At 54.1% G+C, this 16,996-nt stretch carries 16 protein-coding genes and 2 pseudogenes; 5 read left to right on the plus strand and 13 right to left on the minus strand.

The genetic code is table 11. From position 1 onward, the window contains the following. The first annotated feature begins 71 nt into the window (after positions 1–71). Together AAEZ09_RS11575 and AAEZ09_RS11580 are read left to right on the plus strand one after the other, a co-directional pair. On the plus strand, positions 72–1,397 hold the full coding sequence (locus tag AAEZ09_RS11575; RefSeq protein ID WP_282410466.1) for an OprD family porin: 1,326 nt from the start codon (positions 72–74) through the stop codon (positions 1,395–1,397). Between the two features lie 518 nt (positions 1,398–1,915). Beyond that, positions 1,916–2,209 (plus strand): annotated as a pseudogene (locus AAEZ09_RS11580) (organoarsenical effux MFS transporter ArsJ); the annotation flags it as partial. 309 nt (positions 2,210–2,518) lie between these two features. Here AAEZ09_RS11580 and AAEZ09_RS11585 read toward each other — a convergent pair. Continuing rightward, positions 2,519–3,628: a YVTN family beta-propeller repeat protein gene (locus AAEZ09_RS11585; RefSeq protein WP_350599550.1), complete on the minus strand. Its 1,110-nt coding sequence runs from the start codon at positions 3,626–3,628 to the stop codon at positions 2,519–2,521. Between the two features lie 392 nt (positions 3,629–4,020). On the opposite strand from AAEZ09_RS11585, the gene AAEZ09_RS11590 reads away from it, so the two are divergent. Beyond that, positions 4,021–4,236, plus strand: coding sequence for a hypothetical protein (locus tag AAEZ09_RS11590; protein ID WP_138738998.1), 216 nt, complete (start codon positions 4,021–4,023; stop codon positions 4,234–4,236). Between the two features lie 287 nt (positions 4,237–4,523). Here the strand turns inward: AAEZ09_RS11590 and AAEZ09_RS11595 are convergent, their stop codons facing one another. The 12 genes from AAEZ09_RS11595 to AAEZ09_RS29420 form a co-directional block, all read right to left on the minus strand. After that, positions 4,524–5,753 carry an MFS transporter gene (locus AAEZ09_RS11595; RefSeq protein WP_238706142.1) on the minus strand — a complete coding sequence of 410 codons (1,230 nt, stop codon included), beginning with the start codon at positions 5,751–5,753 and terminating at the stop codon, positions 4,524–4,526. 116 nt (positions 5,754–5,869) lie between these two features. Further along, positions 5,870–6,124, minus strand: a complete 255-nt coding sequence (locus AAEZ09_RS11600) for a heavy-metal-associated domain-containing protein (protein WP_077747444.1) — start codon at positions 6,122–6,124, stop codon at positions 5,870–5,872. 51 nt (positions 6,125–6,175) lie between these two features. Continuing rightward, positions 6,176–6,724: a general stress protein gene (locus tag AAEZ09_RS11605; protein ID WP_077747130.1), complete on the minus strand. Its 549-nt coding sequence runs from the start codon at positions 6,722–6,724 to the stop codon at positions 6,176–6,178. 61 nt (positions 6,725–6,785) lie between these two features. Then, positions 6,786–7,283 (minus strand): TPM domain-containing protein, encoded by a 498-nt coding sequence (locus AAEZ09_RS11610; RefSeq protein WP_077747129.1) that lies wholly within the window; start codon positions 7,281–7,283, stop codon positions 6,786–6,788. A 2-nt stretch (positions 7,284–7,285) separates the two neighbouring features. Next, positions 7,286–8,086, minus strand: a complete 801-nt coding sequence (locus AAEZ09_RS11615; RefSeq protein WP_077747443.1) for a TPM domain-containing protein — start codon at positions 8,084–8,086, stop codon at positions 7,286–7,288. A gap of 41 nt (positions 8,087–8,127) precedes the next feature. Then, positions 8,128–8,760, minus strand: a complete 633-nt coding sequence (locus AAEZ09_RS11620) for a LemA family protein (protein WP_077747128.1) — start codon at positions 8,758–8,760, stop codon at positions 8,128–8,130. A gap of 913 nt (positions 8,761–9,673) precedes the next feature. After that, positions 9,674–12,103 carry a heavy metal translocating P-type ATPase gene (locus AAEZ09_RS11625; RefSeq protein ID WP_077747126.1) on the minus strand — a complete coding sequence of 810 codons (2,430 nt, stop codon included), beginning with the start codon at positions 12,101–12,103 and terminating at the stop codon, positions 9,674–9,676. Between the two features lie 22 nt (positions 12,104–12,125). Next, entirely contained in the window at positions 12,126–13,001 is an 876-nt protein-coding gene (gene ppk2, locus AAEZ09_RS11630; protein WP_138738996.1) for a polyphosphate kinase 2, read from the minus strand. A gap of 319 nt (positions 13,002–13,320) precedes the next feature. Continuing rightward, entirely contained in the window at positions 13,321–13,968 is a 648-nt protein-coding gene (locus AAEZ09_RS11635; protein WP_077747125.1) for a methyltransferase family protein, read from the minus strand. 2 nt (positions 13,969–13,970) lie between these two features. After that, positions 13,971–14,240 carry a DUF2933 domain-containing protein gene (locus tag AAEZ09_RS11640; RefSeq protein ID WP_077747124.1) on the minus strand — a complete coding sequence of 90 codons (270 nt, stop codon included), beginning with the start codon at positions 14,238–14,240 and terminating at the stop codon, positions 13,971–13,973. A 75-nt stretch (positions 14,241–14,315) separates the two neighbouring features. After that, on the minus strand, positions 14,316–14,723 hold the full coding sequence (locus AAEZ09_RS11645) for a DUF305 domain-containing protein (protein ID WP_238706141.1): 408 nt from the start codon (positions 14,721–14,723) through the stop codon (positions 14,316–14,318). An 89-nt stretch (positions 14,724–14,812) separates the two neighbouring features. Next, complete coding sequence (locus AAEZ09_RS29420) at positions 14,813–15,130, minus strand: four-helix bundle copper-binding protein (protein ID WP_502947577.1); 318 nt, start codon at positions 15,128–15,130, stop codon at positions 14,813–14,815. Positions 15,131–15,388: 258 nt separating this feature from the next. Between AAEZ09_RS29420 and AAEZ09_RS11650 the strand changes: the two are divergent. Continuing rightward, positions 15,389–15,624, plus strand: a pseudogene (locus AAEZ09_RS11650) (OprD family outer membrane porin); the annotation flags it as partial. Positions 15,625–16,172: 548 nt separating this feature from the next. Further along, positions 16,173–16,658: a hypothetical protein gene (locus AAEZ09_RS11655; RefSeq protein WP_077747123.1), complete on the plus strand. Its 486-nt coding sequence runs from the start codon at positions 16,173–16,175 to the stop codon at positions 16,656–16,658. Positions 16,659–16,996: the final 338 nt, after the last annotated feature.

Here is a 16,996-nt window from a genome sequence, read left to right on the forward strand (position 1 = left end):
GCCGGTGGCTTTTTATAATGACAAAAATATTTCATAAAGAAACTCTGCCAAGCTAAAGCCTGGGGTGTTAAATGAACAATAAAAGCTTTTATGGTCTTTCTCTCATTGCCCTTGGTATGAGCATGGGGCAAGTTGCAGTGGCCGTTGAGCAAAAACCTGAGGGGTTCATTGAAGGGAGCACCTTTAGTCTTCTCAATCGTAATCTCTATTTCAATCGTGACTATCGAAAGGGTCAGTCAAGTCCTACAGGCAATGGCTACGCTGAAGAATGGGCTCATGGGATTATTGGACGTTTTGAGTCGGGCTTTACCCAAGGCACCGTCGGGTTCGGCATTGATGCATTTGCAATGGTAGGACTCAAGCTTGATTCGGGTGATGGGCGCTCGGGGGCTCGAAGCTCAGTGGATGTCATGCCCTACAACAGCAAAGGCCAACCTGAAGACTCTTACTCAAAAGTAGGCGGAGCCGCGAAGGCTCGCTTTACGGATACGGTGGTCAAAGTAGGAGACGTCTTTCCATCCACGCCTGTCGTGGCATATGGCGATTCTCGACTGCTGCCAGAGAGCTTTAGGGGGGCAACGTTTACCAATATAAGCATTAAAGACCTGACCATTCAGGGGGGCCGGCTGCATGCGATGAGCCAACCCAATTCGAGCAGCATGCGTGACGGATTTTCGACTTTCTATGCCGGTGCTGTTGATGCTCCGTGGATTGCCTACCTAGGGGGCGATTACACCGTTAATGAGCATGTTGGTGTGAGTCTTTACTCCAGCCAATTTAAGGACGTTTGGAATCAGTATTACGCTGGCACTTCCTTTAGTTATCCGCTCTCAGACAACATCGCGTTGATCGGTGGATTTAATTACTACCGCGCGGTCGACGAGGGTAAAAAACTCCTAGGCAGCTTTGATAACAACATCTGGAGCGGCAAAACCGGGGTCAAATTCGGCGTCCACACGGTGACCGTTGGCTATCAGCGCAGCAACGGCAATGACGACTTCGACTACCTGCGCCAATCAGACTCGATTTTTCTGGATAACTCCATCCAGTACAGCGACTTCAACTCTCCGAAAGAGCAATCCTTGCAGCTACGCTACGACCTGGATATGCAAGCTTTTGGCATTCCGGGCCTAAGCTTCATGACTCGCTACGCGAAGGGGTGGGACGCTGATTATTCCAACGCGAACAGCGTGTACATGCGTCGCGGAGCAGATGGAGCACCCTTGCAAGACCAAAAGCGTTGGGAGCGAGACATTGAGGCTAAGTACATCATCCAGTCAGGCTCTCTGAAGGACATGTCTCTGCGTGTTCGCCAAGCAACCACGCGTGCTACCGATTTCGAATCTGATTTGGATGAGGTCCGACTGATTGTCGAGTACCCACTGCAACTGCTTTAACGAGCGCTAACCTGCGGCACCAATTGTTCGACTACCAGGTACACCCCGTCTCCTTGTTTCTCCTTTGGTTTGGGAGGCGGCTTAGGCGCCCTAGTGGCGCCTTTTTTATGTGGACTGACATAAGGGAGGACGTTCTGTTGTCAGTACCTTTGTTTGCCCCGCTTTCAGTTTGTCGTCGCAAGCGATGATTTCGGTGGTAGATAACTATGGCCAACTCATTAGGGGCAACGGGGTTTTCTCGACTAAGCTATCCAGCAAGGTTGGGACGCAGATCCCTTGCGGCGTATGCAAAGCGCTCACACACAACGCAGGAAAATTGCGTTAGATGAACAGTTCCCGCTGGCGCAAGGACCTTGCGGCTCGGCGGCCAGGTCAGCCAGTTGTATACGAGGCTATTCTGCCGACGGAGCAATATCCATCACGCCCAGCATGTGTATCGAAATTAGCGAGTTTATGCTCAGGACATAATTTCGCTAATTTCCATACACCTTACGTCGCGACCGTAGAAAACTCCTCGTTTAGCGATCCTCATCGGCTTGAAGAACGCACTCAAGGGTGTCGGCTTCTTTCTTGGCGGAGCCTTGCTGGCATTGATCGGCTTCAAAGGCGCCTTGCTGGCCATGGCCGGCGTACTGGCGCTGATTTGGATCAGTAGCCTGATCCTGTTGAAGAAGGATTTGGGCAAGGCCAAAGCCAAGCCAAAGTTTCGCGACATCCTGTCCAAGAGCCGGGCGATCAATATTCTTTTAGCGGCGCGGATGTTCCTGTTCGGTACCTGCGATGTCTGGTTTTTGGTGGCCTTGCCGGTGTATGGGCTGGGGACGTGCTTATGGATATCGAGCGCCTTCGTGCTGCTCGCAGCTTTGATTTCGATAGCCCTGCCTCGGCATGCAAATCAATGAAATAGTCGCTTGGTCTATTTCTGGCGGCACTAGATGCCGCCATTCTGCTGTCATTGCATGTTGACGAAATGCTTCGTCAGTTAGCTGCGACTCGATAGCGATTCAATGATGCGATCTTGCTCTATAACACCACCCTGACAGCAAACGCTCACACAAGTCTTTGGACCGTCAGACTCGGTTGCCGCAGTCCGGCAGCACAAACCAGCGGTTGTTTGCGGCTCACTCGGGCACTTGGTAGCTAATGCCATTGGGTCCGGCCCCGACTTTATGGCTGGCCACCACTGTGCGACTGGCAGTATCGATCACAGAGAAGGTGCCCGCCTCGATATTGCTAACAAACACATAAGCGCCGTCGCTGCTGATGGCCACGCCGTGAGCGCCCTTACCGGTGGCCAGGGTGGCGACAACGCTCAAGGTCTGCGGGTCAATCACCGAGACGCGGTCATCCGGCTCACTGCTGCTGCCCTGATTGGCCACGTAGACCTGGCGACCATCTGCCGTGGCATACATCTGAATCGGCGTTCTGCCGACGGCAACTTTACCTATCAAGCGTTGTGTTTCCGTATCGATGATTCCGAGCTTGTTCTCCGCGCTCAGCGACACATAGGCCTGCCGCCCGTCTGGGGCGAAGCCGACTTGCACGGGGCCGTTACCAACGGCAATTTGCGTGGCTTCTTTCAGCGTTGCGGTATCGATTACTGATACGCTGCCACTGCGCATATTGGCGACATACAGCATCTTGCCATCCGGGCTAAGGCGTAAACCATGGGGGAAACTACCGGTCTTGACAGTGCCGAGCTGAGTGCGTGCTTGTAGGTCAAATACCCGCACCAGATTAGCGGAAGAGTCGCTAACGAAAGCCCGCTGCCCGCTCAGGTCAGTCACTACGTGGGCAGGATGTTGCCCCGCTGGCAGGCTAAAGGCCGGTTTATCCAGCGTGGCAGTGCTGAACACCAGCAACTCACCCGCCCTCATGGCTCCTGTTTGATGCTCGGCATGCGCAGGCATGCCCACCACCAGCAGCCAGCGTCCATCGGCGCTGATTTGTAAATTATGCGGTGCAATGTTCAGGGCCAGCGTTTTGACCACCCCCGTGTCGAGCCTGACTTGGCTAATCGAACTGTCGCGCTCATTGGCCGTGTACACAGTGCCAACTGGCGCTGCCAGGGCTACGTTTAAAGCCAGAGCGAGACTGGACGCCAAAAGCAGTTTGAACTTGAACATGTGCGCTGATCCTTTTAGCGAAACAGTGACTATTGCGACTGGTGTTCTGCGAGCAATCGCCTGCCTACCATGCTGCGCCGCCGCAACCAGTCGCTCATTGATCATGATCAACTACTCGGCATTGAGCGCTGCGGAAAAAAAAAGTTATTGCTCACGGCAAGACGAAGCGAAACAGCTCAGCCCAAGGATCAAACTGCTGCTCAACAACCGTGTACGAAATGCTTTTTTCATGGGGACGCCGTTCATGGTGGGCCTCGGGTTAATGTGCATCTGGGTTAGAGCATGGTCTGACTGTGGTCATCTAATAAGCGCTGCAAGGGTGCCCGACCAAATAGCCAGAACATCAAGGGGTCAGGAAGCTGTCCATAATGGTCGAGGTAACCAGCCACCTCCGCGCTGAAGGGAAAGTTGCAGCAAACTCTTGTAGAACACGACGCATTAATCAAGGTTCAGGAACAGCAGGCCCTGGCGCTGGCAACCAAGGGCTGACGGAAGCCGTGCAGCGTCAGGAAGTGGTCCTGGCTGGTCTGGGCAGTGAAAAGTTCGACCTCGAACCGCGTCTGACTGATCGCGCCCATTACCAGGAGTCAGTCGCTCAACAGCACGACGACGAGCGCCAGGCCACTGAACAGCGCCAGCAGTGCCTGGAACACGAACTGACTGAACTCCGGCAGCACCTACTCGCTCAGCAAACCCGCCTAGGTGGACTGTAAACACGGGAACAGCGCCTGGCGCAAGACAACGATCGCCTACAAAACACCCTCCTCAGGGCCAAGGACGCACTCACCCAAAGCCGCAGCGTACATGAGCACCTGATATTTCAATTCGCCGCGGCAGCTGAAAGCGCTGCACCTAAGCAGGAAGTCGCTACTGCGCCGTAAACTTAAAAGATTGACAACGTTTTATCGCTTTATCATTCGTTAATCGAGACAGCATGATGTTCGTGATCGAAATCAGACTGGGCTTTTAATACCTCGAGAAATCTAACGCCCTACTTTTTTCATTTTTGCTTGCTCGATCGCGCGGATACTGAACGAGAGCATAAATCAGGAAGCATTAGTAAATGCGGCAGCCCAAGGCTTAGCAAGAAGCCAAGCACTGTGAGGCTCGCGCTCAGAACGAAAGAGGCACCTGGCAGATAGACAGTACTGTAGAGGATTCCACCGACCGCCGACCCTAAGGTTGTCCCAAGACTGGACGCTGCCGTTTGCTTGCCTAGCTCCCAGCCCTGCGCACTTCCAGCCTTGGCCGAGATCCAGTAAGTGAGGATCGGCGACAGGATGCCGGCGCTGGCAGCGACCGCACCGATCACGACCAGCATCAACATAAAATCAGATGCCCAAGGTACAAGGAACAACCCAGCTGCCAGCACGGAGAGTGCGGGCGCGATGAGCCAGCGGGTCGTGTCCGGCTTAAACCAGGGTGAGAATACGATTGCTTGCATCCCAAACATCACCAAGCTGCACTCGGTGAACATCAGCGCAATCTGATATGGACTCAAACCAAGTTCCTGTTTACCACGTAGTGCGAGCCCGACCTCGAAGGCCCCGACGCCGACCGAAACGATGAACGTGAGAATAAGGAGTTTTGGCACGAGCCATGTTTTTTGATCGGCCGAGGCCTTCGATATCTTCGTTGACCGACCAAGGACGTCGATACTTGGTAGAGCAAACGCAACTCCACCAGCCACTAAAAAGGCGAGTAACCCCGTCGCCGCGAGCGGAACCGCGACTGATCCTGGCGGCAAGGCGAGGTTGAAGGTATCTGCGGCAAAGCGCGTTACGAACACGCTCAGCATCGGTCCAAGCAGGAAGCCGCTAATCCCTGTCATGCTGACGAACGCAAGCCGACGGGCTCGGCCCTGTTCAGTCGTCGTGACGTTTCCTATCACCGCCGCAACTACAGGCGTCACGGCGGCGGCGAACATGCCGCTCAGAAAACGCTCGGCGTATACAGCGACGAGACTCTCAACAAACGAGAAAACCAACATGGTTACGCCAAAGCCGAGGAGTCCAATAAGCAGTACACCACGCGGGCCGCGTTGATCGGAAAGTCGACCCCACAGGGGGGCGAATAGAAAAAGTGAAAGGGTATAGATAGCCGTCAGTAATCCCGTGTGCCGGGAAACTTGCGCAGCATCACCTCCCGCGCCCAGGAGTCGCTCAATCAGGTAGGGCAAAAGTGGAAGCACTATGCCAAAGCCAATCGACACAGTGAACACGCTCAGCATAAGCGTGACCATAGTCGCGATGGGCAAACCTGCTGAGCGCACGCTGGTGACCCTCATGTAGCCACAGGCCATCGAGTCATGCCTGCGGTCTGACTGCTGGGCATCATAGGGACGAGTTAACTGCAGCAACCGCCCTTGGATTGATGACTGGACGCGGCCTTAGCCATATCCACGCCATAGCCCGCGCCTTTAACGGCCGATTTCAGTTGATCGGGTGAGGTCAGTTGCTCGTCATAACGTACCGCAGCCTCGCCGGTCGAGAGCGACACTACTACGTCATGGACTCCGGGAATTGCTTTCAGCGCGTTTGCCACCTTGCTGGTGCAGCCGTCACACGTCATACCCGTTACGTTCAACGTTTGATTTTGCATGGTGATACTCCTTTTCATGATAGGGAATACAAACATTGCAGTAATACGCTTTTAGTCTCCTGCATGGACCTTCACCTTCTCATGCAGATCAATACTTGCCGGATTGCTTGACTCAAGGATTGCTTTGGATCTCGCCATCTCGTCCGAGGATCCATGGGCTACAACAAGAAATCCATCAGCTTTGACGGCTTGCTCGTACTGGATAACGCTGTCCTTCGGAATGCCGATGCTGAAAAGCGCAGCGCCAAGCGCGCTCAACCCACCGACCAGAATTGCACCCTCGACAGCGGCAACGACGATCCCTGCCAAGTGACCAAGCACCATGACAGGCCCGATCACAGGAAGGGTCAGAAATATTCCGCCGAAGAACAGGCTCCAAAGGCTGCCCCAAAATGCGCCCTTCTTACCCCAAAATTTAATTCGGTCGCCGACATTGTAAAAACCCACAACCTTTTCCTCGGAATGAAAACCTTGTCCGACGATACTGAAATGCGTCATGTCGAAACCACTGGCAGCAAGTTTGCGGACAGCGTCCTCTGCATCCTGATGATGAACGAATACAGCGACTACAGCGTCATGTTGATCCAGTTGGAGTGTCATGCTCTGTTCCTCGGTTGAGCGTGCTTGAGTTTTTTGGTTGGCACCAGCGATAGAGGGCTCCTCAGAGAACCATTGGTTTATCCGGTAATTCATTCGGCTCAACGCCGGCAATGGGAAAGTGTTTCGTCAGATGCTGTGTAACCGCCTGAACACCGCTGACTACGCCGTGTTCGTAATTGGATTGTTTGAAGGCGACTTCCATCTGGAGGCAAATGCTTTGCCATTCTTGAGAGCCTACTTTCACGTGTATCCCGCGATCGGCAACAATCTCCACGTCCCGGTCAGCGAGCAATAGATAAATCAGCACACCGTTATTGTGAGCGGTGTCCCATACACGCAACTGCGAAAAAACATCGACAGAGCGCTCGCGCGCGGACTGGCCCTTGAAAAGCGGTGTGCTATCCAGGGCGCCCTCAACAACGAAACGGATTTCTCCGGTGTGTGCAGCTTCACTGGCTTTGATCGCTTGCTCTATCACGATCAACGTTTCGTGAGGGAAAGCCCGATTGACCTGCCAGTGGGTCATAACAAGATGGTTCAGAATGCGTTTGATATTCATGGTTACCATCTCCCCGATGCGCCGCCACCGCCAAACCCGCCTCCGCCTCCGCCGAAGCCACCACCGCCTCGACCGAATCCTCCACGATGCCCCCCCATGCCGTATCCGCCCATACCGCCACCGACCAACGTGAACAAGAGCGCCATCACTCCCGCACCCAACGCGATGAGCAGTGCGCCGGCCACCAACCAAGCGATAACGGCCACAACCCCTCCAGTGACTAGCGCGCCTGGAAATCTGCCCAAAACGGGGCGCAGAACACTGCCGATCACGAGCGCAAGAATAAAAACGAGCGGCCCATACTGCTGAATATCTGTAACACCGCCGATAGGTTGTGCGTTGGGGGTAGGCAACGGTTCGCCATCAATTACCCGGATCATCTGGTCGAGCCCGGCAGCAATGCCACCGTAGAAGTCTCCTTGCTTGAAGCGCGGCGTGATGATCTCGCTGATTATGCGCTTGCTGGTGGCGTCATTGAGCACGCCCTCAAGCCCGTAGCCTACTTCGATACGAAGCGCACGGTCGGTCTTCGCGACAACCAGGATTGCGCCGTCATCCACTTTTTTCCGGCCTAACTTCCATTGCTCAGCAACTCGTAAAGCATATTGTTCGATCGCTTCCGGCTGGGTGCTGGGGACAATGAGAAGTGCGAGTTGAGTGCCTTTCTTGGCTTCAAACGTCCGTAAAATTTGCTCAAGATTGGCTGTCTGATCTGCGGTGAGCGTCGCTGTCTGGTCAGTGACCCGGCCAGTCAAGGGAGGGACTGCAACTTGAGCACCCACGAGGAAAGACCAGCAAAGCATTAAGACAAACAACGACGCGGCGCTTGTCGTGCGCACCATGGTCACTTGGCTGCTCCCTGACTCCCGCTTGAGGGAAGAGCAGGCGCTGACCCAAAATCTACTGTGGGAGGCTTAGCGATCTCTTTTTCGTTTGCTACCGTGAAATTAGGCTTCTCTTTGTATCCGAATGCCATCGCCGTCAAATTGGAGGGGAACGAGCGAACCGTGACGTTAAATTCCTGCACTGACTTAATGTAACGATTGCGTGCCACTGCAATGCGGTTTTCGGTACCTTCCAGCTGCGCCTGCAAATCGCGAAAACTGGCGTCTGCCTTCAGTTGCGGGTAGTTTTCGCTCACTGCCAGCAACCGGGACAACGCTCCGGAAAGCTCGCCTTGTGCAGCCTGAAACTTGGCAAAGGCGGCCGGGTCATTGAGCACCTCTGGCGTCACTTGTATGGAGGTCGCCTGTGCCCGCGCCTGCGTCACTTGGATTAGTACTTCTTTTTCATGCGCAGCATAGCCTTTGACGGTATTGACCAGATTAGGTACCAGATCCGCCCGACGCTGGTATTGGTTTACTACCTCAGACCAACTCGCTTTTATTTGCTCATCGTTGCTCTGGAATGTGTTGTAGCCACAGCCACTTAGGTTTAAAGCAACCAGCGTTGCCAGGAGGATCCATAATTTGCGCATTTTATTTTTCCAAAAACAGGTTTTCAAACCGGACAACATTGTGACTGTTGCGCCTTTCGGCAATATCCTTGCCATGTTTTGGTTGCGAAGACCAAGTACTACCTATAAAAACTCTTCGCCACGGAGCGGCAATACCGCTCATCGCATTGCTAATAATGAGATCTTTTCGGATCCATCGCCGTTTGCATTTATTTGTGTACCAATTGCAGTGACGGTTTTGTGTGCCCGACGATTTCACACCCATGCCATTTAGATTAGACATGTCATCCTGCATCGCGTTCATGTACTCGGCCATCAATGTACAACGATCTTCAGGTATATTTTTCCTGAAGTCTGGACAGTGTTGGTCATACTGGCAGAGTCAAATGAGAGCCGAGAGGAATAAAGTCAGAGTTGATATAAATCAGATGAAAAATTTCAGTTTCATGAATTTTCCCTCTTTTCTTATGGATAGTGGATAAATTTACAGTACGAGGATGAGGGAAAAGATAGATTGATCTAGGTCAAAGTAACCAGAATGAACCTCCTCCGCTCGTCGCTTGTGATTTGCACCCTGCAAAGCTTTGGCTCAAGGGAAAATATGAGTCAAGAGAGCAGAGGTCTGATTTTCAGTAGCCTTACAGATTTTTTCGCCTGAAACAGGAATGACATCAAATATCGGCGGCTACTTCACACTGCCCTGGCTCTTGATAGTTCATACCGAAACGCAGGGTGTTATAACTAACTCGGGTAGTGCGCATCTGTTTTGAGGGCACGGAGTTGCCACTTCAGCATGAGCTACATCACCTGCCTGGCAATCCACTGACCTCGTGTTGCCACACTGCGGCAGCAAGGCTTGCGTACAAGGTCGCGACAGTGTCGGTTTCCTCTTGCCGCATGATCGGGCCCGTGGGACAAATCGGCCGGCTTAGGCTTATACCGAGACGCCCGAGGAAGCCTGCGCGCCGGCCGTAGGTGTAATTTGTTGCCGTACACGCTTGATACCGGCGAGCTTGGTCCGCTTGAGTAGCAAAGCGTTGATTGCCACGACGGCCGAACTACCCGACATCGATAATGCTGCAATTTCTGGCGACAAAGTAAACGGGTAAAAGACGCCGGCTGCCACAGGGAAGGCGATCAAATTGTAACCAACCGCCCACCATAGGTTCTGATGCATCTTGTGCAGGGTGGCACGTGACAGTTCTATAGCACCGACGACATCGTACGGGTCGCTTTTCATCAAAATGACCTGCGCGCTTTCAATAGCCACGTCGGTGCCGGCACCGATCGCGAAACCTACATCGGCCTGGGTCAGGGCCGGCGCATCATTGATGCCGTCGCCTACCATGCCAACTTTGTGCCCCTGCGCTTGAAGCTCCTTAAGCTTGGATGCTTTCTGGCCTGGAAGCACGTCAGCCAGCACTATATCAATACCAAGCTCCTTGCCGATGCGATCGGCCGTGGCTTGATTATCGCCGGTAATCATCGCCACCTTTACACCGCGCTCCTGCAACTTGGCGATCGTCGCCATGGAGGTCGGCCGCACGGCATCAGCGATGGCGATCAGGCCGATCAGCTTTCCGCCGCGAGCGACATACACTACGGTGCGGCCCCCACCCTGGAGTCGGAAGGCTTCTGTGGCCAGCGCCTGCAATGGGATGTCTTCGGACTCCATCAGCTTGAGGTTTCCGAGCAGTACCTTCTCACCGGCGATCATCGCGTGAGCACCCTGACCATCGATGTTGGTAAAGCCCGTCGCGACCTCGGCCTGCGAGGTCCCCAATCTTTTGAGCACCGCCAACGCCAAGGGATGCTCCGAGAATTTCTCTACCCCCGCAGCGGTAGCCAGCAACTGAGCTTCGGTGACGTCCTGGGCGGTGACCATCTCTACCACGTCAGGCTGCCCTAGTGTGAGTGTGCCCGTCTTGTCGAAAACGATGACGGTTAGCTTGGTAGCGTTCTCAAGTGCGGCGGCGTTTTTGAACAAGATGCCGTTCATAGCGCCGAGCCCTGTACCGACCATTATGGCCATCGGGGTGGCGAGGCCCAAGGCGTCGGGGCAGGCAATAACGAACACCGTGATCGTTAGCGTCAAAGCGAACAGCAGTGGCTGGTCCAGGACCCAGAACCACACGCCGAAAGTGAGCAAACCAATGGCAATGGCTGCTAGAACCAGCCACTGCGAGGCTTGATCAGCGAGTAGCTGCCCGGGCGCCTTGGAGTTTTGGGCTTCCTGGACGAGTTTGACAATCTGGGCCAATGCCGTGTCGGCGCCAACCTTCGTGGCTTTGTAGCGGAAGCTACCACTTTTATTGATCGTGGCGCCAATGACGGCATCACCAAGAGCCTTCTTCACGGGCATCGATTCGCCGGTCAGCATAGACTCATCGACCTCAGAGTTACCCTCGATGATTTCGCCATCAACCGGAATCTTGTCGCCTGGCTTGATGATAACTGTCTCGCCTGTCAGCACCTCCGAGGTGGCCACCTCGGTCTCGACGCCAGCGCGTAGCACCGTGGTCATCGGCGGGGCCAGATCCATAAGGGCCCGGATCGCATCTGAGGCACCCGCGCGTGCACGCATCTCAAGCCAGTGGCCCAGTAGAATGAAGACCAGCAGCACGGCTGCCGCTTCGTAGAACACCTCGCCTTCGTAGAGGAAGGTGGCCCCCACACTGAACACATACCCAGTGCCGACCGAGAGTAAAATCAGGGTCGCCATGTTGACCACCCGGTTGCGCGCAGCACGCCAGGCTGCGATGAAGAAAGGCCAACCCGGATAGGCGATCGCGCCAGTGGCGGCGATGAACAGAAAAACCTTCCGATTGAGGTCGAACGGAGTTGCGAAATCGCCGAACATCTTGCCCATTGGCGAGTACAGGAAGACAGGAATTGCGAACAACAGGGCAACGAAGAAGCGATTACGCATATCGTTGGCCATGTCCTGCATCGACATGCCGGGCGCATGGCCCATATCGTGCGTCATTTCACTCATCGGTTGCGCGAGCTTGACGCTGTGGCCCGCATGGGGATCACTCCTCGGTGCCATTTCCTTCGGCGCATGTCCCTTGCTACCGCCATGCGCCACGTGGCCTGTATGCGCGTCTTCGGTCATCTTGTGATCTGTAGGCTCGCAGACGTGAGCGGGAACGAGTTCACCACGGCAGTGGTAGCCGCAGTCAATGATGCGTTGCCGGATCTCTTGAAGCGACGTTTTCGCTTCGTCAAAGTGCACGGTGGCACTCCCGGCCACATAGTTCACGTCGACATGATGGACACCCGATAGCATTGCAATCTGTCGGTGGACGCCGGCCGCGCTCAGGGTGGAGATTAACTCCCCCACTTCGAAGGTGCCTGTTTTCATGTTCGCTCCTGAGGGGCTGACATCAGCGCGCCAGTTTCCCAGCGTCGACGCAATTGGGCGTGAATTCGAATACGATGTCCCGATCCGGCTCGACGAGCTTGTTCTTCTTGCCCGCGTAATGTAGTCGGGAGAGGACGTCGCGTATAAGATTTAGACGCGCTAGCCGCTTATTGTCAGCCCGTACGATGCGCCACGGTGAAATAGCGGTATGCGTTCGCATCAGCATTTCGTCGCGCGCGGCGGAATACGCCTTCCAACGTTTAATGGCTACAGCATCGATCGGACTCGTCTTCCATTGCTTGAGCGGATTACGTTGCCGCTCGTCTAGACGGCGCCGCTGCTCGTCCTTGCTGATATCGAGGTAATACTTCAGCAGCTTGATACCTGAGTTGACGAGCACTTCCTCGAACTTCGGCACCGATTGCATGAACTCCTCATGCTCGTCATTAGAGCAAAAGCCCATCACATGCTCGACGCCGGCACGGTTGTACCAACTTCGATTGAACAGAACGAGCTCCCCAGCCACAGGGAGGTGGACGACGAAACGCTGGAAGTACCATCCACTGCGCTCGCGATCGGAGGGTTTGTCGAGTGCCACGACGCGCGTTTCGCGCGGGCTTAGGTGCTCGACGACGCGCTTGATGCTGCCGTCCTTACCGGCGGCGTCTCGCCCCTCCAGCAGCACGAGAATCCTATCGCCGCAGCCGATGAAGTGCCTCTGCAGCTTGACCAACTCAATCTGCAAAACACGAAGCTGAGTTGCATAGTCATCAGGTGGGATCAATGCCTCGGTTTGCCCTCTGCTGACAATACGCTCCGCTGGCAAAATATCTGCGCCGCCTGTAACCGGCAGAGCGAATGCATCACGTCCCCTGACATTTTTTTTCTTTTTGCTCATGGAAGTACTCCATCGCCCAGCTCGGACCTTCAGGGCAAAACTGATTGATCTTGGTGACCACCGATTCGATCTGGATCGTTGTTACGTACGCAGATTTTTTAGGCGCTTACGCGCTGTCTGCACACGTACCCGATACGGGTACGTCCCTTGACATTAGGCTCGTTCTGCTGAGGTACAAGACCCGAGCAATCAACAGATGGAATGGGATTGATGCGTTGCTTGCGTTGTTGAACCTGCTAACGCGATTCAGGTATTGGTCCATAGCCGCCGGAATAAACCGAGTTAAAGGAGTGCCAGCGAGCCTTCAGGCAACATCGCTTCAGGTGGCCGATAGCCGCTTGCGCAGCGATGGCAGAAAGCGTGGTGTCTTCGCCGCATAATCTTCGAACTCCGCGCCGAACTGCTTACGCATCTCCACCTCTTCTGTGATAGCCAACCGCGCATACATCACTAGCAAAATAGGAAACATGAGCAAGGTCAGCAACGTCGGCCACTGGAACAGAAAGCCCAGCAGAATAAGTACGAACGCAACGTACTGCGGATGGCGGATATGCGCATACGGGCCTGACACGGCGAGACCTTTGCGCTGCTGCGCGTGGTACAGGACATTCCACGCGCTGGACAGTAAATAGAAGCCGAAGCCAAGGAAGACATAGCTGGCGATGTGCAGCACACCGAAGTGCGGATCGCCCTTCTCTCCGAGTAACGTCGACCACAGATGGCCGGTGTTGTGGGACAGTAGGTCGAGGCTCGGAAACTTCGTCTGAAGCCAGCCCGACATCAGGTAGATGGTCAGCGGGAAGCCGTACATCTCGACGAACAGAGCGACTATGAAGGCTGCGAACGCCCCGAAAGTGCGCCAGTCGCGTGCGGTCTGAGGCTTGAAGAAACTGAACGCGAATATGATGAAGATGGCCGAATTGAGGATGACGAGCGTCCACAGTCCGTAAGACGGGGTGTCGTGCATGACTAATCTCCAGTCTTGGGCGGCTGCGATGGTCCAGGGGGGACTTTGGTCGATGGGTCTCCATGTTGGTGACCATGGCCGCCGTGCATGAAGAAGTGCATCAGCGGGCACGCCAGCAGCAGTAGAAACGGCAGCGCGCCGAAGAAGTGGACACGGTGCTCGCTGAACAGGAAAAACGCAGCAATGGCGCCAAAAACGATCAACCCGATCAAGTAGCGCGAGCTCCAGAAGCCTGGTGGCTCAGAGTTGTGCTGGAGGTGGTCGTGATTCACTAAATTCTCCTTCAAACCGACGCGGGTATTTCTTTTAAAAACGCAGCGCATTGATAGACTTTGGCCTCACCATAGTCATGGTTTTTTATTCGCTTTAATCCACTGATCGAATACGTCGATTTCCTTCTTTTGCGCGGCAATTATGTCCTTGGCCATATGGAGCATCTCCTGATTTTTTCCGCTCTTGAGTTCGGCTTGCGCCATTTCGATTGCCATCTGGTGGTGCATGCGCATGTTGGCCGCGAAGTCATAATCCGCATCACCAGTCATGGACATGCCGCCCAGTTGCTTCGTGATCTTCGATTGATCCATCTGCTCGGAAGGCATCGGCATCGGCATCGGCATCGGCATCGTTTCGCTTTTCGCGGGTTCTGCGGCATTGGCCAACGTCGGCGCTGCTGCCATTACCGCAACAACCATCGCTACCGCCCTCATCAACAAAGTGAACCGGCTAGCGCTGTTGTGCTTGATATACTGTGACATTGTGAATCTCCTGTTAGGGCGGGAGGGTTGGCCATTGCCCACCGAACACGGAAATTGCTATTTCTGAACCGCATGAGGCCTGACCAACCCTAAGTGCCAACCATTTTTCGGCAACGCTGATCCCATTCACAACAGGCCCTGACGCAATCTCCCATACCTCCATCGACTCGTTTACAGCCCTGGGCGCAAGCCTCACAGAGGCTCGGCGCAAACCCCGCACACGTGGAGGTGGAAACGGAACCGCTCAACAAAAATTGGCCGACGTCTAATAGATTTTCATCACAGTTGATCATTAGACGAAAATGTTCGGCCTCAAGATGTTTACCCCAAGCCTCAAGACTACCAAGCGTAACTCGAGCAAAATGCTGTTTCACAACGCTCAAGTAAGCACATACCCAAAGGCTCACATTTCACCCTAGACCACGTTTGACGGACAGTCGACTGAAATTAAGATTACATTCCTGTCAGCTTCTAGTTGGTTAGCATTTCGATGCGCATAGGTGTTAAGCACCATCCGAGCCTATTTAGCTGACGAGGTGTAAACCACGATGCACTGTCAGGAATGACATTAACAGAGCAAATATCATACCTGACACATAAGTAATGTTAGCGGCAGCTTTCTGACAGGTATTACTGACTAATATCTAATTACAATTAATTAGCGCTCGGAGAAAACCTACTCGAATGCGAACAGTTTCTATATGCGCCGAGGAGCTGATGGCGCCCCACTACAGGACCAGAAGCGTTGGAGCGTGACATCGAAGCTAAGTACATCATTCAAATCGGCTCTCTGAAAGACATGTCTTTGCGTGTTCGCCAAGCGACGACTCGGGCTACTGCCTTCGAATCTGATTTGGATGAGGTTCGTCTGATTGTCGAGTACCCACTGCAACTGCTTTAACGAGCGCTAACCTGCAGCATCAATTGTTCGATTGCTAGGTACACCCCGTCTCCTTGTTATTCCTTTGGTGGGAGGCGGCTTAGGCGCCCTTGTGGCGCCTTTTTTTTATTTCTTGGTCATGGCCTTACACGAATTTCGAGCAGGCTTGGTCAACAAACGACCATCAACGTAAACACCAGCTCTCCGCCTGCTAGCCACATTGACCACCATCAGCGTCGCCTTCACGCGTCGCTCTCTTTGATAAGCTCGGTGCATGATAAGGCGGAAAAACCTTCCGAGCGGCAGACATGACAATCCCGTGGCATGAACGCCGCCGCCTGCTGGTGGGTATCGATGCCGAGCCGGCGGACGCGTAACTCAGGAAAACTGTGCAGCGATGCGCAAGCTGTTGCACATCATCTTTGGTGTGCTCAAATCGGGCCAACCATTTGGCCCGGACTTCTTGATCAAGATCAACCCGAGAGGCGATTCGGAGCTATATTTTTAGTTGTGCTGTTCCTTCGCGCAGAGCGGTTAAGTTGCGCGTTCCCATTGAGCGGAATCATGATATGAAACTGACAAAGCTAACCGCGTTCCTGATAGGCGCATCACTCACCCCAGCCTGGGCATTGGCCGCGCAAGGCACTGAAGGAAGCCCCATGCCCCTAGCACAACAACCAGCCGTCAATGTCGAAGAATTTGATAAGCACATGGCACAGGCTCAAGAGCATCTGAAGAAGATGGAGGAGGTTATGACCGAGATCCAACAAGCCAAGGACCCCAAGGAGCGTCAGAAACTCTTGCAGGAGCATCAAGCGATGATGCAACGCGGCATGGGAATGATGGGGGACTTGTGGGGCCGAGGGATGATTGGGCGTCAAATGATGAAAAGCGGGATGATGGGCTGGAAGGATATGGGGGACCGATACTCAGCGATGACCCCGGAGCAGATGAAGCAGCACCAGTACATGATGGATCGGTACATGGGCATGCAGCAGATGATGATCGATCAGCTGATGCAGCGCCAACACCAAATGGATATGCAGCCGCGTTAACCAGCTCCACAGCCGCCGGAAAGGCGCTGACCAATGCCTTTTTGAATTTACACTTTGAACTCAGTACGTAACCTCGGGTTGCAAGATTGGCAAGTTCATTGCGATCTTGGAACAAGGTTCGGATCTGAAAACTCTTTCTCGGCTGGGGAACGTCAATAAAGAGGGAACCCGGCGGCTGAAGTTCCTAAAGTAGACTCTGCTTAAAACCAATCCTGCACCCCATATATTGGCCTTGGAGCGATTGGCAACACGCCAGAATCAAGCACAGCAACGTGCGGTGGCTGCACAGCGCCTGGTGAGCAACAAGGCCTGCGCGTGAGAAAGAGCTGATCGAGACG

Origin of the sequence: Pseudomonas sp. 65/3-MNA-CIBAN-0223 (assembly GCF_040310425.1) — a bacterium.
In the GTDB taxonomy this organism is placed as follows: domain Bacteria; phylum Pseudomonadota; class Gammaproteobacteria; order Pseudomonadales; family Pseudomonadaceae; genus Aquipseudomonas; species Aquipseudomonas gregormendelii.

Bases quoted from the DNA above. Each gene is read 5' to 3' on its own strand.
- AAEZ09_RS11655 (WP_077747123.1), top strand. From the start codon at position 16,173: ATGAAACTGACAAAGCTAACCGCGTTCCTGATAGGCGCATCACTCACC.
- AAEZ09_RS11620 (WP_077747128.1), bottom strand. From the start codon at position 8,760: ATGCGCAAATTATGGATCCTCCTGGCAACGCTGGTTGCTTTAAACCTA.
- AAEZ09_RS11615 (WP_077747443.1), bottom strand. From the start codon at position 8,086: ATGCTTTGCTGGTCTTTCCTCGTGGGTGCTCAAGTTGCAGTCCCTCCC.
- AAEZ09_RS11645 (WP_238706141.1), bottom strand. From the start codon at position 14,723: ATGTCACAGTATATCAAGCACAACAGCGCTAGCCGGTTCACTTTGTTG.
- AAEZ09_RS11625 (WP_077747126.1), bottom strand. From the start codon at position 12,103: ATGAAAACAGGCACCTTCGAAGTGGGGGAGTTAATCTCCACCCTGAGC.
- AAEZ09_RS11600 (WP_077747444.1), bottom strand. From the start codon at position 6,124: ATGCAAAATCAAACGTTGAACGTAACGGGTATGACGTGTGACGGCTGC.
- AAEZ09_RS11605 (WP_077747130.1), bottom strand. From the start codon at position 6,724: ATGACACTCCAACTGGATCAACATGACGCTGTAGTCGCTGTATTCGTT.
- AAEZ09_RS11595 (WP_238706142.1), bottom strand. From the start codon at position 5,753: ATGCTGAGCGTGTTCACTGTGTCGATTGGCTTTGGCATAGTGCTTCCA.
- AAEZ09_RS11610 (WP_077747129.1), bottom strand. From the start codon at position 7,283: ATGAATATCAAACGCATTCTGAACCATCTTGTTATGACCCACTGGCAG.
- ppk2 (WP_138738996.1), bottom strand. From the start codon at position 13,001: ATGAGCAAAAAGAAAAAAAATGTCAGGGGACGTGATGCATTCGCTCTG.
- AAEZ09_RS11585 (WP_350599550.1), bottom strand. From the start codon at position 3,628: ATGATCAATGAGCGACTGGTTGCGGCGGCGCAGCATGGTAGGCAGGCG.
- AAEZ09_RS11635 (WP_077747125.1), bottom strand. From the start codon at position 13,968: ATGCACGACACCCCGTCTTACGGACTGTGGACGCTCGTCATCCTCAAT.
- AAEZ09_RS11575 (WP_282410466.1), top strand. From the start codon at position 72: ATGAACAATAAAAGCTTTTATGGTCTTTCTCTCATTGCCCTTGGTATG.